Genomic DNA, 25,359 nt, shown 5'->3' on the forward strand with positions numbered 1-25,359 from the left:
ACGCTGGCCTGATGAGTGTGATCGTCGTCTGCGGGACCGACGCCGGCGTGGGGAAGACCGTCGTGTGCGCGGCGCTGGCGACGCTGGCGCGGGGCCGGGGGTCGAGCGTGGCCGTGGTCAAGCCCGCCCAGACGGGGGCGGCGCCCGGCGAGAGAGCCGATGTCGACGAGGTCATCCGGCTGTCCGGCGTGACGACCACGTTCGAGCTGGCCCGGTTCGAGGCGCCGCTGTCGCCGGCCGCCGCCGCCCGGCTGGCGAGAGAGCCCGCGGTGTCGATGCCCGCGGCGGCGGGCCTGGTCCGGGAGCTGACCGAGACCGTCCGGCTGGTGGTCGTGGAGGGCACGGGCGGGCTGCTGGTGCGCTTCGACGAGGACGGCGCGACCATCGCCGACCTGGCCAGGATGCTCGGGGCGCAGGTGCTTGTGGTGACCCGCGCCGGGCCGGGCACGCTCAACCACACCGCGCTGACGCTGGAGGCGCTGGCTCATCGGGGACTCGACCTGGCCGGGCTGGTGATCGGGGCCTGGCCCGGCAGTCCGGGCCTGGCCGAGCGGAGCAACGTGGCCGACCTGGAGATGCTGGCGGCGCGGCCCCTGGCGGGGGTGCTGCCCGAGGGCGCCGCCGGGCTCGGCCGCGAGGAGTTCGCCGCCGTGGCGCGGCGCGGCCTGGCCGGCACGCTGGGCGGCTCGTTCGACCCGGCGGCGTTCAGGGAGACCTGCGCGCTGGGTCCGTGAGCTTGCGCTCATGCCCCCGTTGTGGCAGCTTTTCATGCTGTTTCCGGGAATGAGAGATGCCATGGAGAACTCTGCGGCGATCAACGGGGTCCTGGCGAAGGTGGGCCCCCGGCTCAAGGGACTGCGTGCCGAGCGCGGCCTGACCCTGTCCGCGCTCACCCAGGCCACCGGGATCTCCACCAGCACCCTGTCGCGCCTGGAGTCCGGCCGCCGCCGCCCCAGCCTGGAGCTGCTGCTGCCCATCGCCCAGGCCTACCGGGTGCCCCTGGAGGAGCTCGTGGGCGCGCCGGAGGTCGGCGACCCGCGCATCCAGCTCTCCCCCCGCCGGCTGAACCGCATGACCGTGCTGCCGCTGACCAGACAGCCGGGCAGCCCGCAGGCGTACAAGATCATTATTGAGCCGGACCGCCCCCGGACGGAGCCGCAGACGCACGAGGGCTACGAGTGGCTGTACGTGCTGTCCGGACGGCTGCGGCTGCTGCTGGCCGAGCGTGATCTGGTGCTGCGCGCGGGTGAGGCCGCCGAGTTCGACACCCGGGTGCCGCACTGGTTCGGCTGCGCCGACGACCAGCCGGTCGAGATCCTCATCCTGTTCGGCTCCCAGGGCGAACGCATGCACGTCCGCGCGCGGCCGCAAGCCTGATCTCCCCCATTTCACGACTTAGCGGGATAATCCCGATGTAAAGGTGGGGCTACCTCCACCCTGGATGGACACAGCAGGGCCATGTCGCGCATGGTGCCGCGATCAATACGTTGGAGACATGAAAGCCATCCGCCCCTGGTCGGCGAGGGCCTGGCTGGCGACGGCGCACGTCATGACCGGGCCGCCCGTCGCGTTCGTGCTCGCCTGGCTCACCCTCGTGCTGGCCGTGTTCCCGCCCGCGCTGCGCGTCGGCATGCCCTGGCTCACCCGGGTGCAGCGCTCCAGGTTCGAGGCCTTCCTCGGCGTGCGCATCCCGCCGGTGCCGGCCGCGCCGACCCTGCGCACCAGCAGCCTGTGGCGGCAGATCGGCTACCACCTGCTCTCCCCGCTGGTGGGTGCGGTGAGCGCGGCCATGGTCGCGCTCGTGTGGGCCGGGGGCCTGGTGGGGGTGAGCGCCTTCCTGCCCCCGCTCATCCAGCCGCCGCCCCTGGTCTTCCCCATCGATCTGCGCGACCCCGTGGTGCTGGCCATCTACGTCGCCCTCGGCCTCCTGCTGCTGTTCCTGGCGCCCATCCTGGCGCGGGCGATGGCCATGCTGGACCTGTCGATCGCCCGCACCCTGCTCGGCCCCAGCCACCAGGAGCTGGGCCAGCGGATCGAGACGCTGACCGAGAGCCGGGCCGGCGTGATCGACGCGGCCGACGCCGAGCGCCGCCGCATCGAGCGCGACCTGCACGACGGAGCCCAGCAGCGGCTCGTGTCGCTGGCGATGAACCTCGGGCTGGCCCGCGCGACGCTGCGCGACCTGCCCGAGCCGGCCCGCGAGGCCATCGAGCGCGCGCACGAGGAGTCCAAGCAGGCGCTCAAGGAGCTGCGCGACCTCGTCCGCGGCCTGCATCCCGCGGTGCTCAACGACCAGGGCCTGGACGCGGCGCTCTCCGGCGTGGCCGCCCGGGCCCCCATCCCGGTACGGCTGCGCGTCGACATCGAGCGCCGCACCACCCCCACGATCGAGGCGGTGGCCTTCTTCATCGTGTCCGAAGCACTCACCAACATCGCCAAGCACGCCGCGGCCACCAGGGCCGAGGTGACGGTGCGCCGCGAGCGCGATCGGCTGCACGTCCTGGTCTACGACGACGGCTGCGGCGGCGCCCGGCTCGACGGCGGCACCGGGCTGCGCGGCCTCGGCCAGCGCATCGACTCCGTGGACGGCACCCTGCGCCTGCACAGCCCGCTGGGCGGCCCTACGACGATCGAGGTGGATCTACCGTGCGAGTAGTGCTGGCCGAGGACTCCGTGCTGCTGCGCGAGGGGCTGATCCGGCTTCTGGAGGCCGCCGGCATGCGGGTGGTGGCCGCCGTCGGCGACGCCGAGCAGTTACTGCGCGCGGCCGCGGAGCACCGCCCCGATCTGGTGCTCACGGATGTGCGCATGCCGCCCACGCACACCGACGAGGGCCTGCGCGCCTCGCTGGTGCTGCGCCGGGCGCAACCCTCGCCGGCGGTCCTGGTGCTGTCCCAGTACGTCGAGGAGCGCTACGCCGCCCAGCTGCTCGCCTCCGCCACCGGCGGCGTCGGCTACCTGCTCAAGGACCGCGTGGCGGACGTGGACGAGTTCATCGACGCGCTGCGCAGGGTGGCGGCGGGTGGCACCGCGCTGGACCCCGAGGTGGTCGCCCAGCTCCTGCTGCGCGGCCACAGCGACCCGCTGGACCGGCTGTCGCCCCGGGAGAGCGAGGTGCTCCAGCTGATGGCCGAGGGCCGCTCCAACGCGGGCATCGGCCGGCAGCTCGTGCTCAGCGAGGGAGCGGTGGGCAAGCACATCGGCAACATCTTCACCAAGCTCGACCTGTCCCCCGCCGAGGGTGACCACCGGCGGGTGCTCGCCGTCCTGCAGTTTCTCAAGATCAGGAGCCTGCCATGAGAACGGCCTGGTTGATCGCCGGCGCTCTGGTGACCGTGCTGACCCTGGTCGTCACCACCGTGGGCCTCTCCCGGGGGATAGCCATGGCGCAGGCGCCGAGCGAGCACACCACCCGGACCATCCCCCTCCCGGGCAACGCGCAGCTCAGGATCGAGGCGAACGGAGGCCACATACGACTCGCCGTACACGCGGGCGAGGCCGGTGTGATCGTCGTCGACCGACAGCTGGAGTGGACGCGGGACAAGCCGTCCGTCTCCGAGGACTGGAACGGCCGGACGCTGCGGCTGGACTCCTCCTGCACACCGGAATGGCAGCAGGAAGAGACCTGCGAGGTCGACTATCGGCTGTTCGTGCCTCAGGAGACCGACATCGAGGTCATCAGCTCCACCGCCCCGGTCGGCGTCGACGGCGTGTACGGCGACGTGCGCGTCACCTCGGTCTCCGGTGACGTCTACGCCTACGACATCCCCGGCCCCCTGCACGTCAGAAGCGGCTCGGGCGATGTCAGGGGGGACGACCTCTTCGTGGACCGGGCCGACGTGGAGGTGGGCTCCGGGCGGGTGGAGATGGATTTCCGGGAGCCGCCGACCCGGGTGCGGGCGGTGGTCAGGACCTCCGGCGACATCGACCTGAACCTGCCGGAGGCTCGCTATGACGTGTCGGTGATGGCCCCGGACGCCTCCGTCTCCACCGACCGCTCCGCCACGTCGCCGCGGAAGATCACCGCGTCCACTCCGCAGGGCGAGGTGGACATCTGCTGCTGAACGGGAGCCCATGGACTGTTTACTCTTGTGACTCATTGGTAAGTTCCCGGGCATGAAGTCTGCGAAGCACGCCGGTGACGCCGCCGTCGCCGTGTCCAAGGCCTACGGTGTCGAGACCATGTTCACCCTCTCGGGCGGGCATGTCTTCCCCCTCTACGACGGCGCGCAGCACGAGGGCGTACGCATCCTCGACGTGCGCCACGAGCAGAGCGCGGTCTTCGCCGCCGAGGCCACGGCCCGGCTCACCAGGACACCCGGCCTGGCCGTGCTGACGGCCGGGCCCGGCATCACCAACGGCATCAGCGGCGTGGCCACCGCGCACGCCAACGGCTCGCCGGTGGTCATCATGGGCGGCCGCGCCCCGCAGTCGCGCTGGGGCAGCGGAGCGCTGCAGGAGATGGACCACCCGCCGCTGCTCGCCCCGATCACCAAGCTGGCCTTCACCGCCTCCGGCGCCGACTCGGTGGGCCAGGACGTCGAGATGGCCTTCCGCACCGCGGTCGCGCCGCACCGTGGCCCGGTCTTCCTCGACTTCCACATGGACCACCTGTTCGCGCCCTCCCCCGTGCACGAGACGCAGACGCAGTCGCCCTCGCCGCTGGAGCCCGACCGGGACGACCTGCGCGCCATCGCCAAACTGCTGGCCGAGGCCGAGCGGCCGGTGCTGGTCTACGGCTCGGACGTGTGGATGGACCGGGCCGAGGAGGCCGCCCGCGACTTCGCGGAGACCTGGCGGCTGCCGGTCATCCCCAACGGCCAGGGCCGTGGCATCCTGCCCGCCGGTCACGAGCTGCTCGTCACCCGCGCCCGCGGCGACGCCTTCGCCCAGGCCGACCTGGTCGTCGTCATCGGCACCCCGCTCGACTTCCGCCTCGGCTACGGCTGGTTCGGCGGCAAGGACGGCGCGCCGCTGGCCAAGGTGGTGCACATCGCCGACGCGCCGTCCCACCTGACCACGCACATGCGTCCGGTCGCCTCGGCCGCGGGCGACCTGTCCGTGGTGCTCTGGAGCCTCGGTGACGCCTGCGGCGACGCGGGCGTCAAGCCGACCCGCTACGCCGACTGGGTGACGAAGCTGGCCGACAAGGCCGCCGCCACCATCGCCGGCGACGCGGGCCTGCTGGCCGCCGACTCCGACCCGATCCACCCCATGCGCGTCTACGGCGAGCTGGGCAAGGTGCTGGCCGAGGACGCCGTGGTGATCGGCGACGGCGGCGACTTCGTCTCCTACGCGGGCAAGTACGTCGAGCCCAGGCAGCCGGGCAACTGGCTCGACCCGGGCCCCTACGGCTGTCTCGGCACCGGGCTCGGCTACGCCATCGCCGCCCGCCTGGCCCGCCCCTCCTCGCAGGTGGTCCTCCTGCTGGGCGACGGCGCCGCGGGCTTCTCCCTGATGGACGTCGACACCCTGGTACGGCACCGCCTGCCGGTCGTCATGATCTGCGGCAACAACGGCATCTGGGGCCTGGAGAAGCACCCGATGCAGCTGCTCTACGGCTACGACGTGGCCGCGGAGCTGCAGCCGCAGTGCCGCTACGACCAGGTCGTCACGGCGCTCGGCGGCGGCGGGGAGCTGGTCACCAAGCCGTCGGAGATCGGTCCCGCCCTCCGCCGCGCGTTCGACTCCGGCATCCCGTACATGGTGAACATCGCCACGGACCCGGCGATCGCCTACCCGCGCAACACGACCGGCGTGTGAGGCGCGCTACTGCTTGACGTTGGTGGTCACCGTCACGCTCGGGGTGGGCGCGCTGCACGGCACCATCGGAATGAGGACGACCCGCACCGTCTTGCCCATCTCGAGCATCTCGCCGCCGTCCGGCCAGCTCTGGCCGATCTTGAGGCAGGACTGCTCCACCTCGCCATGGGTCTGGTCGTCGGCGTCGAGCTTGAACCCGGCCTTCGCGATCAGCGCTCGGGCCTGCAAGTAGGGCACGTCGACCACGTAAGGCACCTCCCGCTTCAGCTTCGGCGTCGGAGTCGGCGTCGGGGTGGGCGTCTTGGAGGGCTTGGGGGAGGGAGAGGTGGTCTCGTCGTCCTTGGGCTCGTCCTCCGAGGGAGTCGGCGTCATCCTGTTGCCGACCGACAGCTCCCGGGTGGGCGTGGGGCGGGTCGGCGGCCTCTTGGTCGGCTCCCGCGTCGGCTCCTCGGGCTCGGCGGTGTCCTTCGGGCCGGCGGACACCGACGCGGACACCGACGAATCCGCGCCCGCCTCGACGGTCGGGGCGCCTTCCGCGCTCATGTTGGTCAGCGCGACCGCGCCGGCGCCCAGCCCGAGCACCACCGCGGCGGCCAGGCCCGCGATCAGCCCGCCCCGGCGGGGGGCCTTGCTCGCGCGCCGACTGCCCTGCCGCGGCCCGGCCACCGTGGTGACCTCGGGCGCCGCCTGCATCGCACCGGTCTGGTAGGCCGCCTGCGGCGGCGGCGCCATCGTGGCGCCCGTCGCCGGCGGGAGGGCGACCTCCACCGAGGGGTCACCGGCGGCCACCCTGCGAGCCGTGTCGCTCATCGCCGAGGCACTCGGGAAGCGCCTGGCCGGGTCCTTGGACAGCGCGCGCTCCACCAGCGCCCGCACCGGCGGCGGGATGTCGCCCGGCAGCGCCGGGGGCGCCTCGCGGATGTGCTTGAGCGCGATGGTGACAGGGCTGTCACCATCGAACGGCCGCTGCCCCGCCAGGCACTCGTAGGCCACCACGCCCAGCGCGTAGATGTCCACGGCGGGCGTGACCGGCGCGCCCTCGGCCTGCTCGGGCGCGCAGTAGGCGGCGGTGCCGAGCACCATGCCGGCGTCGGTGAGCCGGTTGGCCAGATCGGACCTGGCGATGCCGAAGTCGGTGATGACCAGCGTGCCGTCGCGCTGCACCAGCAGGTTGCCCGGCTTCACGTCGCGGTGCACGATCCCCTGGTCGTGCACGGCCTGCAGGGCCGAGGCCGCCTGCGCGATCAACTCCATCGCGGGCTGCGGCGAGATCCTGCCGAGCCGGGTCAATAACCGGTCGAGCGGCTCCCCGTCGACGAACTTCATCACCAGATAAACGGTGTCGCCGCTGACGCCGTAGTCGTAGACGTCCACCACACCGGGGTGGTTGATCGTCGCCATCGCTCTGGCTTCCGCCTGGAAGCGCGCGAGGAACCCCGGGTCCTGCATGCGCCCCGGGAGCAGCACCTTGACGGCGACGGTCCGCGCGAGGACCGTGTCCTCTCCGCGCCAGACCTCGCCCATGCCACCGGCGCCGATGCGGGTATCCAGGCGATACCGCCCCGCCAGCGTCGTCCCTTGGGCCACCATGACTTCCCCCGCTACCCCTCTACCTCTAGAACCTCTCCCACCCCAGGGTTCTCCAACCAAGCGGACTTGTGTCGCGGTGAGATAACACAGAGGTCACGGAACTCCGAGAGTGTACGGCCCACTGTCCTCACATGCCACACAATTGCCACAAGCCGTACAAACCCTATCCTGCGGCCTGGCGACCACACTTGTCCCGGTTTTCTGTGAGATCACAGCACCGTACCGGGTGCGCGCCACGCGGCCGACCCCGGTACCCGCACTAGGCTGACGTCATGACGCTCGCGCCGGGTCTTCGTGCCAAGCTGCTCATCATGGTGGAGCGGGAGGACACGGCCGAGAAGATCGGCAGCGGCGATGTCCCGGTGCTGGCCACGCCCCGGCTGCTGGCGCTGGCCGAGCAGGCCACCGTGCGGGCCCTCGGCCAGGTCCTGGCGCCGGGTGAGACCTCGGTCGGCACCCGGATCGAGCTCGAACACCTGGCCGCCAGCCCGATCGGCACCCACGTGGAGATCGGCGCCGAGCTCACCGGAGTCGACGGCAGACGGCTGACCTTCGCCTTCCAGGCCCAGGACACGCACGCCGTCGTCGCCCGCGGCACGATCGAACGGATCGTGGTGAACCGCGACCGCTTCCTCGCCCGCACCACCCGCTGACCGAGACCAATTCCTCGCGTGCGCCACTCGACCGGTTTCTTACCGGCGGCCACCCGATGACCGCGATCAGATGACCCTCCAGGATCACCTCACTACTCGATGACCGCGATCAGGTGACCCTCCTGGATCACCTCGCCCTCGGTCACCTTGAGCTGGACCACTACGCCGGCGTCCTCGGCGAGCACCGGGATCTCCATCTTCATCGACTCGAGAATGACCAGCGTGTCGCCTTCGGAGACCTCGTCACCCTCCTGGACGACGACCTTCCACACGTTCGCCACCATCTCGGCGTGGACCTCAGCCATCCCGACTCCCTTGGGTACTGATCCGACCGTCTCTTCCGTGGCGATCGTGCCAGGGATCCACGGCCCTGCACAGGGGCCGCGGCGCCGCCTCTAGCGCCGGTGCGACGGGCGGTCGGCGACCCGGGCCAGGGCCTCGATGGCGACGGGATCGTAGGCCGTGCCCGCGCCCAGCCTGAGCCGCTCCAGCGCGGCCCCCGCCCGGTCGCGGTCGGTCGAGCCGCCGAGCAGGTCGTCGTAGGCGTTGGCGACCTTGATGATGCGGCTCGACTGCGGCGGGTCATCGCTCATCTCGTCGCACTGGCGGCTGACCAGATCGGCGACCCGGTCGAGCACCCCCGTCTGCCTGATCACCTCGGCGCCCAGCTCGGCGATGCGGCGGGCCTGCTCCGGGTCGGTCAGCACGGTCGCGCCGCCGGGAATCGGGTCGCGCAGCGAGAGCTGGCCGATGTCGTGCATGAGCGCGGCGTACTCCAGCTCCAGGAGCTCCGGCTCGGCCATGCCCTGCTCCCTGCCGATCGCCACCGCCAGGCGGCTGACCCGGCGCGAGTGGCCTGGCTCGACGTAGCCGCCGACCTCGGTGACCCGGGACAGGGCGCGAACCGTCTGCAGGTAGGTGGCGCGGATGCCGGCGTACTTGCGGAAGGCCACCTGGGTGACGAGCAGCGGGGCCGCGAAGACCAGCAGGGCCACCAGGTCCATGCTGTGCGTGGCCAGGGCCAGCAGCATGCCCGAGGAGGCGACGGCGGCGCCGAGCGGGAAGGCGACGTTGAGCTCGTCGCGCACCGCCACCCTGAAGGCGGTGCGCAGTTGCTCGGCCCGGAGCAGGGCGGCGATGAGCACGTCGATCAGCAGGGTGAGGCTGATGAGCACCACCATCACCCCGAGCGCCGGCCACCAGGTGCCCAGCTGCCCCTGTGTGGCCTTGAAGAGGGGATCGGCGAGCGGGCGGAAGGCGAAGGCGAGCAGGGCGCCGGTGAGCAGGCGGCGGGCCATCGCGTCCAGCCGGGGCGGGCGGCCGACCGCCAGGTGCGGCAGCGCGCCGGCGAACATCCCGACGGCGATCACGGCCACCACCTGGAGCGCCGAGTGCCGCAGCGGGGCCTGACTGAGGTCGAGCAGCAGGGTGTATCCGAGCGCCGCGGCGGCGCCGACGGGCGCCACCTCCCGGTTGCCCGGCATCGTCAGCCTGGCGAGCTCCCCGGCCGCGATGAGCGCGCCGAACCCGACGGCGATCTCCGGCCGGTCCAGGCCCACGGCGCAGGTGTAGGCGATCCCGGCGGTGGCGATCAGGGCGGCCGCGCAGATGAGCAGCAGTTGTGCGGCCCCGAACCGCTGGTAGGAGCGCGTCACGGCCCCGTCACCACTTCGATGGGCATGGTCGGGTCGTCGTGGTCCTTGGTGAGGGTGTCAGGGCCCTCGGGAGGCGGCGGCTCGACGCGGCGCGGCGGCTGCCACGGCTCGCGCTCCAGCGCCCGCATGAACGCCTCGACCATCACCGGGTCGAAGTGCGTGCCCGCGCCCTTGCGCAACTCCTCGACGGCCACCTCGATGGGCCGGGCGCCACGGTAGGCGCGGTCGGAGGTCATCGAGTCGAACGCGTCGGCCACGGCGATGATCCGGGCGAACTCCGGGATCTCGTCGGCGGCCAGCCCCATCGGGTAGCCCCTGCCGTCGTGCCGCTCGTGATGGTGCATGATCCCGGCGAACGCCTCGTCCAGGAAGTCGATCCCCTGCACGATCTCCAGCCCGCGCATCGGGTGGAGCTGGATCGCGGCGAACTCCTCCTCGGTCAGCGGCCCGTCCTTCTGCAGCACCTTGGTGGGCACACCGAGCTTGCCCACGTCGTGCAGCATGCCGGCGTAGCGGATGGCCCGCAGCCGCTCCATCCCCATGCCCACCTCGTGCGCGATCATGGAGGAGCCGAGCGAGACGCGGGTGCAGTGACCCCTGGTGTAGTAGTCCTTGGTCTCCACCGCCTGGCACAGGGCCGCGATGGTGGCGTCGTAGGAGCGCTGCTGCGCGTGATACTGGCCGAACGCCCAGCGGGCCACGAACAGCGGCAACAGCACGAGCACCGCCGAGATGGACTGCACGGTCGCCCAGAGCCCGGCCACCAGCAGCCCGAACGTCCCGTAGCCCAGATAGGACAGCAGGAACTGGGCCAGCCCGCGCAGCGGCACCTCCAGGGCGCTGACGTTGGCGGCCAGCCTGATCATGGTGAGCGTGAGCAGGATGTTGAGCGGCACGAACACGGCGGTGGCCGCGGCGTAGGGGCCGATGAGATCGTCGAAGGCGTTGACCTTCGGCACGCCGACGGCGCCACCGAGCCAGACATAGACGCCACCGGCCGCGTAGCCGCAGATGGCGAACTGCGCGCCGTTGAACACCCGTTTGATGAGCGGCAGCCCGGGGCGCACGCTCAGCACCGCCGTCAGGCCCACCAGCGCCGCCCCATCCGGCCCGATGAGCACCACCGCGGCCAGCGCCGCCGAGAAGCTGACCGACACCGCGAACTGCTCCACGTTGAGCAGCGTCGGCATCGACTCGCACACCAGGAACAGCAGGACGAGCACGAGCAGTACATCGAGATTCTCCGGCGCCACCAGGCTGCCGGAGGTGATCAGACTGCGCCCGATGAGGGCCGCCGCCGCGCCGATGACGGCGAGCAGGTAAACCCTCGCGGGCCACGGCAGATCACGCATTGCGGCCCCCCACCAGCACTCAGGTCCAGGAAACCCCGGGCGGTGCGGTCCCGCCCGCCAGCACCAGGATCACCGGGGTGATGAGCACGGCGGCCGTGAACAACCGGGCGATCATAGCCTTCAACATCCACGCCTCCACGTCTACTTCTGCGCTCACGCTACAGAAGAAGGCACGATCACATGGGCGGAGTCGAGAATCGCAAGCAAAGCGTAATCAACCAACTACCTGGGGCGACTCCGGGCCCATTCGGCGGTGAGCTTCACGCCGGTGGACAGGTCGACGCGCGGCTCCCAGCCGAGCCCTTCGTTGGCGGGCACCGGGTCGACCGCCATCGCCGGCAGGTCGCCCTCGCGCGGCTGGGCGAAGCCCGGCTTGTCGGGGGCGCCGGCGGCGTCGGCGATCAGCGAGTGCAGCCTGCGGTCGGTGGTCTGGATGCCGGTGCCGAGGTTGAACCTGCGGCCGTTGCCCTCGGACCCGCCGGCCCGGACGAGGCCGTCGACCACGTCGTCCACGTAGACGTAGTCGCGGGTCTGGGTGCCGTCGCCGTACAGGACCGTGGGGGTGCCGGCGAGCAGGGCGTCGGTGAAGATGGAGACCACGCCCGCCTCGCCGTCGGGCGACTGGCGCGGGCCGTAGACGTTGGACAGGACGAGGGTGGTGTACTCGATCCCGTGCAGGGCGCGGAACATCGCGAGGTAGGTCTCGGCGCTCAGCTTGGAGGCGGCGTACGGCGAGCGCGGGTCGGTGGGGGCGTCACCCGGCACCGGGATCGTGGTCGGCCTGCCGTAGGTGGCGACGGACGAGGCGAACACGACCTTGCGCGCGCTGCCCTCACAGGCGGCGACCAGCGTCGCGGCGGTGCCCTCGACGTTGATCCTGGCGTCGTGCACCGGATCGGCCACGCTCCTGCGCACGCTGATCTGCGCGGCGAGGTGGAAGACGACCTCGGGACGCAGCTCGGCGGTCAGCCGGATCAGCGCGGGATCGCGGATGTCCAGCTCATGCAGGGTGAACCGGTCGCTCTGCAGGGCTCCCGCCAGGTTGTCGCGGCTCCCGGAGGACAGATCGTCCACCGCCACGACCTCGTGCCCGTCGGCGAGCATGCGATCGACGAGATGAGACCCGATGAACCCGGCACCCCCGGTGACAAGCAAGCGCATGGGGGAATCCTAGTCGGCCAACTCCGACCTTACCCGCGCGATGCGGGCGAGCACTTTGGCGCGCAGGTCCTCGGGGACCGGATCGCAGCCGCACTTCTTGGCCACCAGCGCCTTGATCGCCTTGTCCAGGTCGTATTCCTGCAGGCACGGGCTGCACTCGTCGAGATGCACGCGGATGTGCGACACGTCGTGCTCGGTCAACTCGCCGTCGAGATAGGCGTAGACCTTGTCGAGGACCTCACGACAGTCGGTCTCGTGCGGCTTGCCACAGCTCATTTGGATCCCTCCGTCGGGACCAGGCCACGCTCACGAGCGTAGTCCTCCAGGTGGCTGCGCAACTGCCTGCGCCCACGGTGCAGCCTCGACATCACGGTGCCGATGGGAGTCCCCATGATCTCGGCGATCTCCTTGTACGGAAAGCCCTCGACGTCGGCGAGGTAGACCGCGATCCTGAACTCCTCAGGCAGTGCCGCGAGTGCTTCCTTGACGTCTCCGTCGGGCAGGTGGTCAAGTGCCTCGACCTCGGCGGACTTCAGGCCGCTCGAAGTGTGCGACTCAGCCCGCGCGAGCTGCCAGTCCTCGATCTCCTCGGTGCCGGACTGCTTGGGCTCACGCTGCTTCTTGCGATAACTGTTGATGAAGGTGTTCGTCAGGATCCGGTAGAGCCAGGCCTTGAGATTGGTGCCTTCCTGGAACTGGTGGAACGACGCGAACGCCTTGGCGAAGGTCTCCTGCAGCAGGTCCTCCGCGTCAGCGGGGTTCCGGGTCATCCGGAGCGCCGCAGAGTAAAGCTGTTCGAGAAACGGCATGACGTCGCGCTCGAATCGGTCGCTCCGCTGCTCCAGAGTCTCCGCGCCTGTCGCGGGCACCGGACCCACCCCCCTAAGATCACCGGTGGCCGGCTGTGGCGGGACACCGTACTCAGGGGAGAATACCCGCTTGTCAGCGACCACCCGGTCACTGGGGAGGTGTTCGAGCAATGTGAGCATGCTCGTCGCAACACGCCCGCGCCTTCGTCTGTTCCCGCAAGATAGAAGGTGACGAACAACCCGGTGCGGGGAAAACCATACGTACCGGCTGGTAGCCATTTCCGGAACCCAGGAGTCGCGCGTGCTGCCCATTCCGGCCGAGGAACTCAACGGCTCAGGGACGCTGGGGCCGTACTGGACCTTCTACCGCGCCGTCGTCGCCGAACAACTCAGCAGGTGGTTGCCCGGCACGCCGTCCGTCGTCCTCGACCTGTCCGGCGGCCGCGGGCACTGGTCGAGCCAGGCGGCACGGGCCGGGCACCGCGTGATCGAGGTGCTCGACTTCCGCCGCGCCGCCGAGGGGCCGAGCCGGTTGCACGACGCCGACCTGGTCCGCCACGTACGTGCCGACGACCTGTCGTTCCTGCCTGACGAGAGCGTCGACGCGGTGGTCGCCGAGGAGCGGGCGATGTCGATCGAGCTGATGGCCGAGTCGGCGATGAGCGACGTGGCCCGGGTGCTCAAGCCTGGCGGCCGGGCCCTGGTGTGCGTCGACTCCCTGGTGCTCGGCATGGCGATCCTGGCCGAGCAGGAGCAGTGGCAGCACCTGCGGCAGACGGGCGAGGTCATGCTGGTGCCCTGGCCAGACGGCAGCATCACCCGCTGCTTCAGCAGCGGGCAACTGCGCGAGTTGCTGGCGGGCGCCGGGCTGGAGGTGGAGTGGATGCGGCCCCGTACGGTGCTGTCCCCCTCGACGGTCGATCACGTGCTCGGCTCCGACACCAGGACGATGTCCTACCTGGTCCGCACCGAGCTCGAGGCGCATCCGGACGACGACGACACGGTGGGCATCCACCTGGTGGCCAGCGCCCGCAAGAGCTAGCGGCGGCGCTCCCGCTTGCCCTGGCACTGCACGCACCTGGCCGCCTCTGGCCGCGCCTCCAGGCGGCCCTCGGGCACCGGCCTGCAGCAGTCGACGCACTCGCCGTAAGCGCCTTCCTCAAGGCGCTTGAGCGCGTCCAGCACGGCTCTGCGCTGGGTCGTCGCCACGACCAGCATGGCCTGGGCGCGGTCGGTGTCCGTCAGGTCGGAGCCCGCGTCGGCCGCCGACCGGTCACGGACCGAGACCGGGTCACCCTGGAGCACCCCGATCGATCGGTCCAGCTCAGAAAGCATGTCTGACAGCCGCTCGCGAGCGGTCGTGACGTCCACGAATCCGCACCTCCGGGAGGATGAGGGCAGCCCGCGGCGGAAGTCCCCGGTGATCCCGCCCGGCGCAAAGGGGGCATATATGGCGGTGACTCCGAGTGAACGGATGCACCGCTTTCCTCACCGGATGCCCACTTAGCGTGCCGTTTACACCTCAGAAAAGGCCGCTGTCGTCTTCCGGAGACAATGGTTTGATCAGGTCCGGGCCATTGTTCCGGACATTGTTGACGTCGGTGCTGACCGGGTCGGCGGTCAGCCTGCCGGGCTGCGCGGGCACCAGCAGCCCCGAGGCCAGCTTGGTGTCGGTGAGTTTCGGATCGAGCCACTCGGCCCACCGCTCCGGCTCGATCATCATCGGCATCCGGTCATGGATCCGCCCGAGATCGTCCTCCGCGTCCGTGGTGATCACCGTGCAGGTCACCAGCCACTTCAGCGGATCGTCATCCTCGCGCCCGGGGTCCTTCCAGAACTCGTACAGCCCGGCCATCGCGAGCACCCCGCCGTCCGCCGGGTGGATGAAGTACGGCTGTTTCTTCTTCTTGTCGCCTTCGACCGGCATCCACTCGAAATAGCCGTCCGCCGGGAGCAGGCACCGCCGCTTGGCGAACGCCTGACGGTAGGAGGGCTTCTCCGCCACCGTCTCGATCCTGGCGTTGATCATGCGTGAACCGACCGACGGGTCCTTCGCCCAGGCCGGCACCAGCCCCCACTTCACCACCCGCAACTGCCGCACCGCCCGCTCGGCCTCCTTGGGCACGCGGCTGAGCACGGCGTAGACGTTCTTGGTGGGCGCCACGTTGTAGTCGGGGCCGAGCTCCTTGTCCGGGTCGCCGTCGAGCTCCACCTGGAACTCCTCGAGGAGCTGGTGCTTGTCACGCGCCGAGGCATATCTACCGCACATGGCACCACACTGCCATGTACGCCTTTCGCATGCGCGATCTCGCCGTGACCCCCTGCCGCACCCTGGCCAGTAAACTTCGAGCATGTCCAACGAGCACTGGCCCGCCCCCGTCGCCACCGGACCGATCGTGGCATCCGTCTCGCTGCCCGGATCCAAGTCGGTGACCAACCGCGCGCTGCTGCTCGCCGCACTCGCCGACGGCCCTGGTGTCGTACGCCAGGCGCTGCGCAGCCGGGACGCCGATCTGATGGTCGCGGCGCTGCGCGCGCTGGGCACCACCCTCACGCCGCTGGCCGAGACCAGCTCCAGCGTCGACTGGCAGGTGCGGCCGGGCGAGATCCGCGGCGGCGCGGCCGTCGACGCGGGCCTGGCCGGCACGGTGATGCGGTTCGTCCCGCCGATGGCCGCGCTGGCCGACGGCCCGGTCTCCTTCGACGGTGACCCGCACGCCCGCAAGCGCCCGATGGGCCCCATTCTGGACGCCCTGCGCGCGCTGGGCGCCCGGGTCGACGGCGACGCCCTGCCGTTCACCGTGCACGGCCCGCTCACCGGCGGCGAGGTCACCCTCGACGCCTCGGCCTCCTCGCAGTTCGTCTCGGGCCTGCTGCTGACGGCCGCCCGGTTCGCCAAGGGCGTCACGATCCGCCACGTCGGCCCGCCCGTCCCGTCCCAGCCGCACATCAGGATGACGATCCACATGCTGCGCACGGCCGGGGTCGCGGTCGACGACACCGAGCCGGACGTCTGGCGGGTCGAGCCCGGCCCGATAGCCGCCAGGGACTGGGTGGTCGAGCCCGACCTGTCCAACGCCGCCCCCTTCCTGGCCGCCGCCCTGGTCACGGGCGGCACGGTCACCGTCCCCGACTGGCCGCTGGAGACCACCCAGGCGGGTGACGCCCTGCGCGGCCTGCTCACCGACATGGGCGCCACGGTCGGCCGGGCCGGCGGGACGGCCGATCTCGTGGTCAGCGGCACCGGCGAGATCACCGGGATCGACGCCGACCTGCACGAGGTCGGCGAGCTGACGCCGACGATCGCCGTGCTGGCCGCGCTGGCCGGCTCGCCGAGCCGGATCAGGGGCGTCGCCCACCTGCGCGGCCACGAGACCGACCGGCTGACCGCGCTCGTCACCGAGATCAACCGCCTCGGCGGCGACGCGGAGGAGACGGACGACGGCCTCCTCGTCCGGCCGCGTCCACTGCACGGCGGCACCTTCCACAGCTACGACGACCACCGCATGGCCACCGCGGGCGCGGTGCTCGGCCTCGCGGTGCGCGGCATCGAGGTGGAGAACATCGCGACCACGGGTAAGACACTCCCGGAGTTCGCGGCGATGTGGGCGTCGATGCTGGCCGCCCGATGACCGGTCAGGGCTTTGAGTTCAGGGGAGCGGACCGCTGAGAAAGCGGGAGTACGACGAGGACGACGTACGGGTCAGGCCGGGCAAGGGCTCCAGGCCGCGGACCCGCATCCGGCCTGCGCATGAGGACGCCGTGCAGGGGTTCGTGGTGGCGGTCGACCGCGGCCGCTACACCACGCTGATCGAGCCCGAGCGCGCCAAGGGCTCGGCCGCCAAGCGCAGGCAGCAGGAGCCCCGTCTGGTCGTCGCCATGAAGGCGCGCGAGCTGGGCCGCAAGGGCATCGTCGTGGGAGACCGGGTCGCCCTGGTCGGCGACGTCTCCGGCGAGCCGGACAGCCTAGCCAGGGTGGTCAGGGTGGAGCCGCGCACGTCGATGCTGCGCCGCTCCGCCGACGACACCGAGGACACCGACGGCATCGAGCGTCCCGTCGTGGCCAACGCCGACCAGTTGGTCATCGTGACCGCCCTGGCCGACCCGCAGCCGCGCCCGCGCATGATCGACCGGATCCTGGTGGCCGCCTTCGACGCCGAGATCGACGCCCTGCTCTGCCTCACCAAGTCCGACCTGGCCGCGCCCGACGACCTCGTGGCGCTCTACGAGCCACTCGGCGTCGAGCACGTCGTCGTGCACAAGGGCGGCACGCTGGACGAGCTGCGCGCCCACCTCACCGGCCGCATCAGCGTGCTGGTCGGCCATTCGGGCGTCGGCAAGTCGACCCTGGTCAACGCCCTGGTGCCGGACGCCAACCGGGCGGTCTCGCAGGTCAACGCGGTCACCGGCCGGGGTCGCCACACCTCCACCTCGGCCGTGGCGCTGGCGCTGCCCGAGGGCGGCTGGATCATCGACACACCGGGGGTGCGCAGCTTCGGCCTGGCGCACGTGTCGGTGGAGACGGTCCTGGCGGGCTTCCCCGACCTGATCGAAGGCACGGTCCACTGCCCCAAGGGCTGCACCCACCTGGCCGCCGAATGCGCCCTCGACGACTGGGTACGCCAGGGCCACGCCGACCCCACCCGCCTGGAGTCCCTGCGCCGCCTGCTGGCCAGTCGCGACGGCACACCGGACGACTGACCCCCTGGGATCAGACCCGGTCGCGACAGCACGCCGGACGACCGACCCCCTGGGATCAGACCCGGTCGCGACGGCACACCGGACCCCTGGGATCAGGTCCGGTTGGGCCGCAGGGTCCAGCCGACGGTGAGCGTGGCGACCACGACGCCGTCGGCGTTCCTGACCTCCACCTCCACGTCGAACTCCGGCCGCCCGCCCGCGTCCAGCTTCGCCACCACCTGCGCACGCTCCTCGCGCGAGGCCGGCAGCCGGGCCTCGGCCGTCAGCTCCCCCAGGGCGAGCTTGTGATAGCGGACGGTGGACGTGGTGGCGAGCGGCACCGCGCGGCTGAGCTGGTCGCCGAAGGCGGCGAGCATGGCGGCGCCCGAGGCGGACTCGGCCAGGGTGAACAGCGCGCCCGCGTGCGGCCCCGCCACATGGTTGTGCAGATCCGCCCGGTCAGGCAGCCGGCAGATGGCGCGGCCGTCGCCGGCGGAGTCGAAGACGATGCCGAGGGTGCGGGCGAAGGGCACGGTCTGGAGCAGGAGTTCTCCGGCGTCTAGGGACATGCCGCCCATGCTACTGGGGAGTAACCGGAAGCGGACTTACCCGAAAAGACACGCCGGGCGACTGATGCTCGGCATACCCGGCACGGTAGCGTGACTGTTCGTGCACGGTTACACCGATGATCTACGCCTCGCGCATGTCATGGCGGATGCCGCCGATGATCTGACCATGCGGCGCTTCAAGGCGGTCGACCTCAAGGTCGAGACCAAGCCGGACCTGACGCCGGTCAGCGACGCGGACCGGGCCGTCGAGGAGACGATCCGGGGGACGCTGCGCCGTGCCAGGCCACGGGACGCGGTCGTCGGCGAGGAGTTCGGCAAGACCGGCTGGGGCGCCAGGTCGTGGGTCGTCGACCCCATCGACGGCACCAAGAACTACGTGCGCGGCGTGCCCGTCTGGGCGACGCTGATCGCGCTGATGGAGTACGGCAAGGTCGTCGTCGGCGTCGTGTCGGCCCCCGCGCTCGGGCGTCGCTGGTGGGCCTCCACCGAGGGCGGCGCGTGGACCGGCAGGAGCCTGACCAAGGCGACCCGGATGCGGGTCTCGTCGGTCTCCAGCCTGAGCGACGCCTCCTTCTCCTACTCCAGCTTCGGCGGCTGGGAGAAGACCGGCCGCCTGGACAACTTCCTGGACCTGAGCCGCGCCTGCTGGCGCACCCGGGCCTACGGCGACTTCTGGTCGCACATGATGGTGGCCGAGGGCTCGGTGGACCTGTCGGCCGAGCCGGAGCTGTCCCCGTGGGACATGGCGGCGCTCACCGTGATCGTCCAGGAGGCCGGCGGCACCTGGACCGACGTCGCGGGCGTCAACGGCCTGGAGGGCGGCAGCCTGGTCTGCACCAACGGCATCCTGCACGACGAGGTGCTCAGGCGGCTCACAGCGCCAGCACCCGAGTGACCGCGGCCATCAGGCTGTCCCGGTAGCTCGCACCGAAGAGCACCACGTGCACGAGCAGCGGATGCAGCTGGTGCAGCGGCACCCGCTCCCGCCAGCCGTCCGCGAGCGGCGCCTCCTGCCGGTAGGCGCCGAGTATGCGGTCCAGGTGCGGGGCACCGAACAGCGCCAGCATGGCCAGATCCGTCTCACGGTGGCCGCCGTGCGCCGCCGGGTCGACGAGCACGCCGGTGCCGCCGGACCAGAGCAGGTTGCCGCTCCACAGGTCGCCGTGGATGCGGGCGGGCGGCTCCGGCTCCCCCGCCACCTCACCGAACCGCTCGACGGCCCGCTCGATCAGCTGAACGTCTCGCGCGGGCAGCCGCGCTCGCCGTACGAACGGGAGAACGCGGCGGGAGGCGTAGAAGGCCGGCCAGTCCTCCGCGGGCGCGTTGCTCATCGGCAGGTCGGCGATGAAGCCGGGCCAGGGCGCGCCGTAGGCGGGCGCGCCGGCCCGGTGCAGGCGGGCCAGGTCGCGGCCGAAGCGTTCGGCCGCGGCGGCGGTGGGCGGCTCCTCACTCACCCACGACAGCACGAGCCGGTCATCGGCGGCCTCGATCACCTCCGGCACGGCGATCGCCTCGCCGAGCCACCGCAGCCCGGCGGCCTCGGCGGCGAACACCGGCGAGTCCTCTCCGATCTTGGCGAAGACCTCGCGCCCGTCGGCGAGCACGCCCCGCCGCAGCCGCCGGCCGTGGGACGTACCGAGCTCATCGGTCCACTTCACCGGTCCATCTCACCGGCTCAGCTCGTCGGCGATGTGTTCGGCCACGCCCTCGGCGGCGGTCTCGACCAGCGTGAGGACCTCCTCGAAGCCCTCGTCGCCGCCGTAGTAGGGGTCGGGCACCTCGGCGCCGGCCGGCGCGTCCGGGTCGAAGGAGCGGAACAGCCGCACCTCCACCCCGGCGGGGGCCAGCCGACGCAGGAACGCCTGGTTGTCGCGGTCCATGGCCAGAACCAGGTCGTAGCGGTCGAACCAGTCGGCGGTGAACTGCCTGGCGTTGTGCTCGGAACCGTCATAGCCGTGCTCGGCCAGGATGCGCAGGGCCCGCTCGTCCATCGGCCCACCGATGTGCCAGCCACCGGTGCCGGCGCTCTCCACCGCGACCCGCGCGGCCAGCCCATGATCGGCGAGCACCTTGCGGAGCACCATCTCGGCCATGGGCGAGCGGCAGATGTTTCCCATGCACACGACACATACGCGGTACGTCACAGAAGTCATGCCCTCCATCATGGGGTCTCACCTGGGACATTTCCGAAACGATCGCATGGCGCGCTCGGTGACGCCCTCGACGGTCGCGATGCCGGTCGCCACGTTCGCACTGCCTTCGGTCAGTACGGCGATCGCGAAGGCCTGGCCGTGCCCCCGGACCAGCCCGACACTGGCGACGGCCCAGCGCTTGTCGGACACACGCCTCAGCCACCCGTTCTTCAGCGCCACCCGGTCGCCCGCGCACCTCGCGACACTGATGCCCCAGTCCTGCCCGTCGACCACCTCGCCCATGAGCCCGAGCACCCGCCGGCGAGCCTTGGCGGGCAGCGGGCTGCCGGGCGACACGAGCGCCCGCATGAGCCGGATCTGGTCCTGCGCGGAGGTCTTGGTGATGCCCCAGCAGTAAAGGTCCACGCAGGCGCCCGGGACGCCGCGCGTGTGGCGCAGGCCCAGCTGCTCGCCCGTCTCGGTGAACCCGGGCGCGCCGCCGATCCGCAGCCAGAGCCGGTCGGCGGCGTGGTTGTCGCTGTAGCGGATCATCGACTCGGCGTCGCGCCTGACGGCCGCCGGGAGATCCCGCCACGGGGTCTTCAGCAGCAGGGCCATGAGAATCTGCGCCTTGGCGGCGCTGGCGGTGATCATCCGCTCGTCGTCGTGGTAGCGGTAGCTGCGGCTGGTCGTCAGATCCGTGACCATGGCGGTGACCCGTCCCGGACGGGTCGCGAGATAGCGGTCCAGGCGCTGGGTGATCTTCTTGGGGATGATCCGGGGGACGGCCCGCTCCGACGGGACGCTCAGCCGAAGCCCCGCCACGACGGGCGGGCCGAGCGCCTCGGCCGACGCGGGGACCCTGGCCGGGGGGATGGGTGGCCGCTCCGCGAGCGTGGACATGGCCAGGCACGACAGCACGGCGATGGCCATGGTCAAACGCCGCAACGCGCGGCCCCGACCCGCGATCATTCATGAATTATCACGAAAGATCACCACGCCTCGCTAGGGATGCGTGGCCATGAGTTCGGCGATCGAGTCGTCGTCGCAGGTGGCCCAGAAGTCGCCCACCACGTCCTCCAGATGCTGCAGCGAGTCGGCCCGGAACAGCACATCCTGATATTTCGTGATGTCGTAGTGAGTCGTCCCCATCATGGTCAGGTCCAGCGGCCGGATGTCCTCCATGCTCCGGAACTCCTCGATCTCGCCGTACGACGACAGGATGCCCGCCCCGTACGCCCTCAGCTCGCCGCCGTCCAGCATCACCCCGAACTCCAGCGTGAACCAGAACACCTTGGAGACGAACTCCAGCGCCGCGTCCCCCTCCACCCGCCGCGCCGCCTCCCCCGCCAGCCGGTAGAGCGCGGCGTAACGGTCACTGGCCAGCGCGTTGGCATGCCCGATCACCTCGTGCACCACGTCGGGCTCCGGCGTATAGAACGGCACGGAATGGTGGCGGATGTACTGCGTCGAGTGGAAATACCCGTCGGCCAGCACCCCATAGAAGTCCCGCAACGGCACCAGCCCCGCGGCCGGCAGATACCGGAACCCGGTCAGCGGCTCCAGCAGCTCGCTGACCTCCTGGAGTTGCGGGATGCGCGTCCGCGGCAGCCCGAGCCTGGCGACGCCGCCGAGGTACTCGGCCGTGGCGTAGGCGGCGTGCTTGGCCGCCAGCTCCTTGGTGACCAGCGCCCAGACCTCGTGCTCCCGCTCGACGTACTCGGCGACCGGGATGGGCGTCCCGGGCCGATGGTTGACCGCCAGCCCCGCGATCGCGTTCCGCCGAGCCCGGTAGACCGGGTCCGCGAAGCCCGGATGGGACGTGGCCAGCTCGACCACCACCGACCCATCGTCCTGCGTAGCGATCGGGGCGAAGTACTGTGCTTCCTCGAACATGTCTCAGATGACAGCAACTCTCCCGATCCCTGGCAAGAGCGCGCACTTTCCCTGCACGATACGCTCATTTCCGTACGGCATACTCCCGCTTTCCTGTACGAATCGCACATCGCGAGAGAGGGGCACCGTGGACGATCTCGACGCTCGGTTGCTCGTGACCATGCGCGCCCATCCTCGCGTCGGGCTGACCGAGCTCGCCCGGCTGCTCGGCGTCGCCCGCGGCACCGTACAGGCTCGGGTCGACAAGCTCATGGCCGCCGGCGTGATCGAGGACTTCGGGCCGACCGTCTCCCCGGCCCGGGTCGGGTATCCGATCCAGGCGTTCGTCTGGCTGCAGATCGCCCAGGGGCGGCTGGCCGAGGCCGTGGAGGCACTGCGTGACGTACCGCAGATTCTGGAGGTGCACGGGACCAGCGGCCAGCACGATCTGCTCTGCCGGGTCGTCGCGCAGAGCACCGACCACCTGCAGGAGATCATCGCCCACATCCTGACCTCACCGGCGGTGCGGCGCACCGACTCCACGATCGCCCTGTCGACGCAGATCCCTTACCGAATCGAGCCCCTGCTGCTGGCCCGCTGATAGCATCCCCTCGATCATTTAACGGACTATTAGGGCATAGCGTGACGTCGGCCCGCCACCGGCGTCTCCATCGAAACCATGACTGACCACCCCCTCGGACCTCCGTCCAGTCCTGCGCCCGAGCCCCTTCCCGGGCCCGTCTCCACGCCTGCCCCCACCTGGGGCCCACCCCAGAACCACCAGCCGTGGACACCATCCGCCGCCCCCTACGGCCAAACCCCCACCCCCCAGAGCGACATCCCGTACAACCCGCCCGCTCCCCCGCCGAGCAGGAACCCCTACGCCCCGACACAGGGCCCAGCCGGAATCCCGTACGGCCAGCCATCCCCACCGCCCTCGGCTGGACGCGACCTCTCACCCCCGACGGTCAACCCGTACGCTCCATCCGCCTCCTCCGGAAGCGACCCCCCATACGGCCCACCGGCCCCTGCCGGAAGCGGCCCCTCGTACGGTCCACCGGTTGATACCGGAAGCGGCCCTTCCTACGGCCTATCGGTCCCGGCCGGAAGCGGCCCCTCGTACGGACCGCCCGCCCCTGCCGGAAGCGGCCCCTCGTACAGCCCGGCGCAGCCGATGGGGAACCCGTACGGGCAGGGGGCGTGGCCTGCGGCGACGCCGCAGGCGTTCGGCGATGCCGCCGCACCGCGGAAGGCGCGTGGGACGACCAAGATCGTGCTCATCGTCGCGCTCAGCCTGGTGGTCCTTCTGGCCGCCGGCCTCACCACGTGGTGGTTCGTCGCGCGACCGAGCACCTTGTCCCCCACCAACCTCCAGGCCGGCGAGCCGGAAACGCCGACGGCGTCCAACTGGTCGGTGCCCCTACCCGGGGCCGGCGGGACGGACTTCAGCACCGGTATGGCGTTCGCGAGCTGGCTGACGGACACGACCGTCATCAGGGCGCAGAAGGAAGGCGTGCTGGCGTACGAGCTCAAGTCCGGCGAACAGGCCTGGCGCACGCCCCCACCGGGTGAGCACGTATGCGGCGCCACCCCCGACCTGTTCGAGGGCAAGGGCGCGTTCGCGTACGGCACCGAGAAGGTGTGCGACCACCTGGCCGGCATCGACGCGGCCACCGGCAAGATCACCTGGCGGATCGAGATCCCGACCAGGAAGGCGAGCACTCAGGCCGGTCTCATGGTCCCCGGCCTGATGTCCACCAACGGCATGATCATCGTCGAAACGGACGACACCCTGACCGCCTACCGCCTCTCCGACGGCGGCCGGCAATGGGCCAAGCCCATGCCGAACAAGTGTCACCTCGATGACGCCAACGCCGGCCCCGGCCGCGTGGTCGCGCTCGTCAACTGCGGCTCCCCCAAGAAGAACAGCGTCCAGGTCATCCACCCGAGAACGGGCGACGTCGCCGGCAATTTCCCGATCGGCGAGCTCCCACTGCAGCGAGCCGTCCTGTCGGCCAAGCCGATCGTCATCCAACGCGAGATCAACGGCAAGAACGTCTTCACCCACTTCGCGGCCGCCGGCAAGGTGAGCGAGTTCACCACGGGCCGGGTGGACCTCCTCACCCAGAACGGCGTCGTCTTCGTCGAAGGCGTGCTCGAACAGCGTCGCTACGCGATCCACGGCGACCGCCTCTATCTGACCACCTCCTCCGAGAAAACGGCCAGAACCGGAGGCACCAAGAACACCGCACTCGCCTTCGACCTCAAGACCGGTCGGCGGCTCTGGGAGTCGTCGGCAACCCAGGACGTGATGCTCACCTACATTCGCGCCGACGACCAGGGCCTCCTGACCCTGGAAGCAGGCGAACGGCACACCGTCGCACCCCGCCTGGTTCGTCTGGACGCTGCCACCGGCAAGGCCCATGAGGTGGCAAAGCTCCCACTGGAGTACGCCGGTGAGGGGAGGCGAGCCAAGGTGTTCGAACGCGCCGGCACAGTGATCACCCTCCCATGGTCCGCAGCGTACGGCCACAAAGCAGTCAGCTACATCATCACCACCGCATCGTGACCTCCACCCCACCGCCTGCCCGCCCCAGGCCGAAGGACTGTTCACTCAGCCAGCCGCCAAGCATCCCCGATCGCCGCGTCTGGCTGTTCAGGACGGGTCCTATGTCTGTACAAGGCGCTACCAGCGCAGTACCCGCTGAGCCCATATAGCCCGGGCGCATTCGGCACCCCGTCACAACAACAAAAAAAGGGGGTCCTCACACCGTCCTAGGCGTGAAAACCCCCTCCTCCAAGCCCTCACACACGTGAGACGTGGAACCCCTTGCAAGCCGACTGGCCGGCGGCGAAAAGCCCCAGAAATGCAGGTAGGGCCCCGACACATGTCGGGGCCCTACCTGAAAGATTGTCCGGCGGTGACCTACTCTCCCACACCCTCCCGAGTGCAGTACCATCGGCGCAGAGAAGCTTAACTTCCGGGTTCGGAATGTAACCGGGTGTTTCCTTCCCGCCATAACCGCCGTAACCCTGCGAAACACACAAACAACACCAGCCAGCCTTCCAGCCGACTGAGACAGCTGCTTGTTGTCTCAGAATTGCGTAGTGGACGCGAGC

At 70.7% G+C, this 25,359-nt stretch carries 27 protein-coding genes and 1 rRNA gene; 13 read left to right on the top strand and 15 right to left on the bottom strand.

Annotated elements, in window-relative coordinates:
• The first annotated feature begins 11 nt into the window (after positions 1-11).
• From bioD to OHA68_RS04875, 6 genes are all read left to right on the top strand, one after another.
• Positions 12-734 carry a dethiobiotin synthase gene (gene bioD / locus OHA68_RS04850; RefSeq protein WP_327106532.1) on the top strand — a complete coding sequence of 241 codons (723 nt, stop codon included), beginning with the start codon at positions 12-14 and terminating at the stop codon, positions 732-734.
• A 61-nt stretch (positions 735-795) separates the two neighbouring features.
• Positions 796-1,377 (top strand): helix-turn-helix domain-containing protein, encoded by a 582-nt coding sequence (locus tag OHA68_RS04855; RefSeq protein WP_189136385.1) that lies wholly within the window; start codon positions 796-798, stop codon positions 1,375-1,377.
• 118 nt (positions 1,378-1,495) lie between these two features.
• Positions 1,496-2,656 carry a sensor histidine kinase gene (locus OHA68_RS04860; protein ID WP_327106533.1) on the top strand — a complete coding sequence of 387 codons (1,161 nt, stop codon included), beginning with the start codon at positions 1,496-1,498 and terminating at the stop codon, positions 2,654-2,656.
• Positions 2,647-3,300 carry a response regulator transcription factor gene (locus tag OHA68_RS04865; protein WP_327106534.1) on the top strand — a complete coding sequence of 218 codons (654 nt, stop codon included), beginning with the start codon at positions 2,647-2,649 and terminating at the stop codon, positions 3,298-3,300. Before OHA68_RS04860 ends, OHA68_RS04865 begins: the two co-directional genes overlap by 10 nt.
• Entirely contained in the window at positions 3,297-4,064 is a 768-nt protein-coding gene (locus OHA68_RS04870) for a DUF4097 family beta strand repeat-containing protein (protein WP_327106535.1), read from the top strand. The genes OHA68_RS04865 and OHA68_RS04870 overlap by 4 nt, the downstream gene beginning before the upstream one ends.
• A 52-nt stretch (positions 4,065-4,116) precedes the next feature.
• Positions 4,117-5,763: an acetolactate synthase gene (locus OHA68_RS04875; protein ID WP_327106536.1), complete on the top strand. Its 1,647-nt coding sequence runs from the start codon at positions 4,117-4,119 to the stop codon at positions 5,761-5,763.
• Between the two features lie 6 nt (positions 5,764-5,769).
• Here OHA68_RS04875 and OHA68_RS04880 read toward each other — a convergent pair whose 3' ends face one another.
• Positions 5,770-7,353, bottom strand: a complete 1,584-nt coding sequence (locus OHA68_RS04880) for a protein kinase domain-containing protein (RefSeq protein WP_327106537.1) — start codon at positions 7,351-7,353, stop codon at positions 5,770-5,772.
• A gap of 272 nt (positions 7,354-7,625) precedes the next feature.
• On the opposite strand from OHA68_RS04880, the gene OHA68_RS04885 reads away from it, so the two are divergent.
• Entirely contained in the window at positions 7,626-8,006 is a 381-nt protein-coding gene (locus tag OHA68_RS04885) for a thioesterase family protein (RefSeq protein WP_327106538.1), read from the top strand.
• Between the two features lie 92 nt (positions 8,007-8,098).
• Here OHA68_RS04885 and OHA68_RS04890 read toward each other — a convergent pair whose 3' ends face one another.
• The 6 genes from OHA68_RS04890 to OHA68_RS04915 all read right to left on the bottom strand — a co-directional run bounded on the left by OHA68_RS04890 (position 8,099) and on the right by OHA68_RS04915 (position 13,052).
• Positions 8,099-8,311, bottom strand: coding sequence for a biotin/lipoyl-binding carrier protein (locus OHA68_RS04890; protein WP_189136378.1), 213 nt, complete (start codon positions 8,309-8,311; stop codon positions 8,099-8,101).
• 90 nt (positions 8,312-8,401) lie between these two features.
• On the bottom strand, positions 8,402-9,661 hold the full coding sequence (locus OHA68_RS04895) for an HD-GYP domain-containing protein (protein ID WP_327106539.1): 1,260 nt from the start codon (positions 9,659-9,661) through the stop codon (positions 8,402-8,404).
• Positions 9,658-11,013 carry an HD-GYP domain-containing protein gene (locus OHA68_RS04900; protein ID WP_189136376.1) on the bottom strand — a complete coding sequence of 452 codons (1,356 nt, stop codon included), beginning with the start codon at positions 11,011-11,013 and terminating at the stop codon, positions 9,658-9,660. The genes OHA68_RS04895 and OHA68_RS04900 overlap by 4 nt, the downstream gene beginning before the upstream one ends.
• 222 nt (positions 11,014-11,235) lie before the next feature.
• Positions 11,236-12,174 carry an NAD-dependent epimerase/dehydratase family protein gene (locus tag OHA68_RS04905; protein ID WP_327106540.1) on the bottom strand — a complete coding sequence of 313 codons (939 nt, stop codon included), beginning with the start codon at positions 12,172-12,174 and terminating at the stop codon, positions 11,236-11,238.
• A 9-nt stretch (positions 12,175-12,183) separates the two neighbouring features.
• Complete coding sequence (gene rsrA / locus OHA68_RS04910) at positions 12,184-12,450, bottom strand: mycothiol system anti-sigma-R factor (protein ID WP_327106541.1); 267 nt, start codon at positions 12,448-12,450, stop codon at positions 12,184-12,186.
• On the bottom strand, positions 12,447-13,052 hold the full coding sequence (locus OHA68_RS04915) for a sigma-70 family RNA polymerase sigma factor (RefSeq protein ID WP_189136373.1): 606 nt from the start codon (positions 13,050-13,052) through the stop codon (positions 12,447-12,449). The genes rsrA and OHA68_RS04915 overlap by 4 nt, the downstream gene beginning before the upstream one ends.
• 232 nt (positions 13,053-13,284) lie before the next feature.
• On the opposite strand from OHA68_RS04915, the gene OHA68_RS04920 reads away from it, so the two are divergent.
• Complete coding sequence (locus tag OHA68_RS04920) at positions 13,285-14,025, top strand: class I SAM-dependent methyltransferase (RefSeq protein WP_189136372.1); 741 nt, start codon at positions 13,285-13,287, stop codon at positions 14,023-14,025.
• Here OHA68_RS04920 and OHA68_RS04925 read toward each other — a convergent pair.
• Both OHA68_RS04925 and OHA68_RS04930 read right to left on the bottom strand, forming a co-directional pair.
• Positions 14,022-14,354: a TraR/DksA family transcriptional regulator gene (locus OHA68_RS04925; protein WP_189136371.1), complete on the bottom strand. Its 333-nt coding sequence runs from the start codon at positions 14,352-14,354 to the stop codon at positions 14,022-14,024. The genes OHA68_RS04920 and OHA68_RS04925 overlap by 4 nt on opposite strands.
• 151 nt (positions 14,355-14,505) lie before the next feature.
• Positions 14,506-15,252: an SOS response-associated peptidase gene (locus tag OHA68_RS04930; protein WP_327106542.1), complete on the bottom strand. Its 747-nt coding sequence runs from the start codon at positions 15,250-15,252 to the stop codon at positions 14,506-14,508.
• Positions 15,253-15,334: 82 nt separating this feature from the next.
• Here OHA68_RS04930 and aroA point away from each other — a divergent pair, with 82 nt between their 5' ends.
• A complete protein-coding gene (gene aroA, locus OHA68_RS04935; RefSeq protein WP_327106543.1) occupies positions 15,335-16,615 on the top strand; it encodes a 3-phosphoshikimate 1-carboxyvinyltransferase in 1,281 nt (426 codons plus the stop codon).
• 34 nt (positions 16,616-16,649) lie between these two features.
• Positions 16,650-17,684 carry a ribosome small subunit-dependent GTPase A gene (gene rsgA / locus OHA68_RS04940; protein ID WP_327109460.1) on the top strand — a complete coding sequence of 345 codons (1,035 nt, stop codon included), beginning with the start codon at positions 16,650-16,652 and terminating at the stop codon, positions 17,682-17,684.
• A gap of 92 nt (positions 17,685-17,776) precedes the next feature.
• Here rsgA and OHA68_RS04945 read toward each other — a convergent pair whose 3' ends face one another.
• On the bottom strand, positions 17,777-18,232 hold the full coding sequence (locus OHA68_RS04945; RefSeq protein ID WP_327106544.1) for a DUF4442 domain-containing protein: 456 nt from the start codon (positions 18,230-18,232) through the stop codon (positions 17,777-17,779).
• A gap of 100 nt (positions 18,233-18,332) precedes the next feature.
• Here OHA68_RS04945 and hisN point away from each other — a divergent pair, with 100 nt between their 5' ends.
• The gene (gene hisN / locus OHA68_RS04950; protein ID WP_189136367.1) at positions 18,333-19,127 is read left to right on the top strand and encodes a histidinol-phosphatase; all 795 of its coding nucleotides are present in this window, start codon (positions 18,333-18,335) and stop codon (positions 19,125-19,127) included.
• Here hisN and OHA68_RS04955 read toward each other — a convergent pair.
• Genes OHA68_RS04955 through OHA68_RS04970 form a run of 4 tightly spaced genes read right to left on the bottom strand, consistent with a single transcriptional unit; the run spans position 19,105 to position 22,260 of the window.
• Complete coding sequence (locus OHA68_RS04955; protein ID WP_327106545.1) at positions 19,105-19,890, bottom strand: fructosamine kinase family protein; 786 nt, start codon at positions 19,888-19,890, stop codon at positions 19,105-19,107. The genes hisN and OHA68_RS04955 overlap by 23 nt on opposite strands.
• Positions 19,891-19,899: 9 nt before the next feature.
• Entirely contained in the window at positions 19,900-20,385 is a 486-nt protein-coding gene (locus OHA68_RS04960) for a low molecular weight protein-tyrosine-phosphatase (protein ID WP_327106546.1), read from the bottom strand.
• A gap of 18 nt (positions 20,386-20,403) precedes the next feature.
• Complete coding sequence (locus OHA68_RS04965) at positions 20,404-21,336, bottom strand: serine hydrolase (protein ID WP_327106547.1); 933 nt, start codon at positions 21,334-21,336, stop codon at positions 20,404-20,406.
• Between the two features lie 33 nt (positions 21,337-21,369).
• Positions 21,370-22,260 carry a phenylalanine 4-monooxygenase gene (locus OHA68_RS04970; RefSeq protein ID WP_327106548.1) on the bottom strand — a complete coding sequence of 297 codons (891 nt, stop codon included), beginning with the start codon at positions 22,258-22,260 and terminating at the stop codon, positions 21,370-21,372.
• A gap of 127 nt (positions 22,261-22,387) precedes the next feature.
• Between OHA68_RS04970 and OHA68_RS04975 the strand changes: the two genes are divergently transcribed.
• Entirely contained in the window at positions 22,388-22,840 is a 453-nt protein-coding gene (locus tag OHA68_RS04975; RefSeq protein ID WP_225276878.1) for an Lrp/AsnC family transcriptional regulator, read from the top strand.
• 573 nt (positions 22,841-23,413) lie between these two features.
• Positions 23,414-24,808: an outer membrane protein assembly factor BamB family protein gene (locus tag OHA68_RS04980; RefSeq protein ID WP_327106549.1), complete on the top strand. Its 1,395-nt coding sequence runs from the start codon at positions 23,414-23,416 to the stop codon at positions 24,806-24,808.
• Between the two features lie 344 nt (positions 24,809-25,152).
• Here OHA68_RS04980 and rrf read toward each other — a convergent pair.
• A 5S ribosomal RNA gene (rrf, locus tag OHA68_RS04985) occupies positions 25,153-25,269 on the bottom strand.
• Positions 25,270-25,359: the final 90 nt, after the last annotated feature.

The organism is Nonomuraea glycinis (genome assembly GCF_035920485.1).
GTDB lineage: Bacteria > Actinomycetota > Actinomycetes > Streptosporangiales > Streptosporangiaceae > Nonomuraea > Nonomuraea glycinis.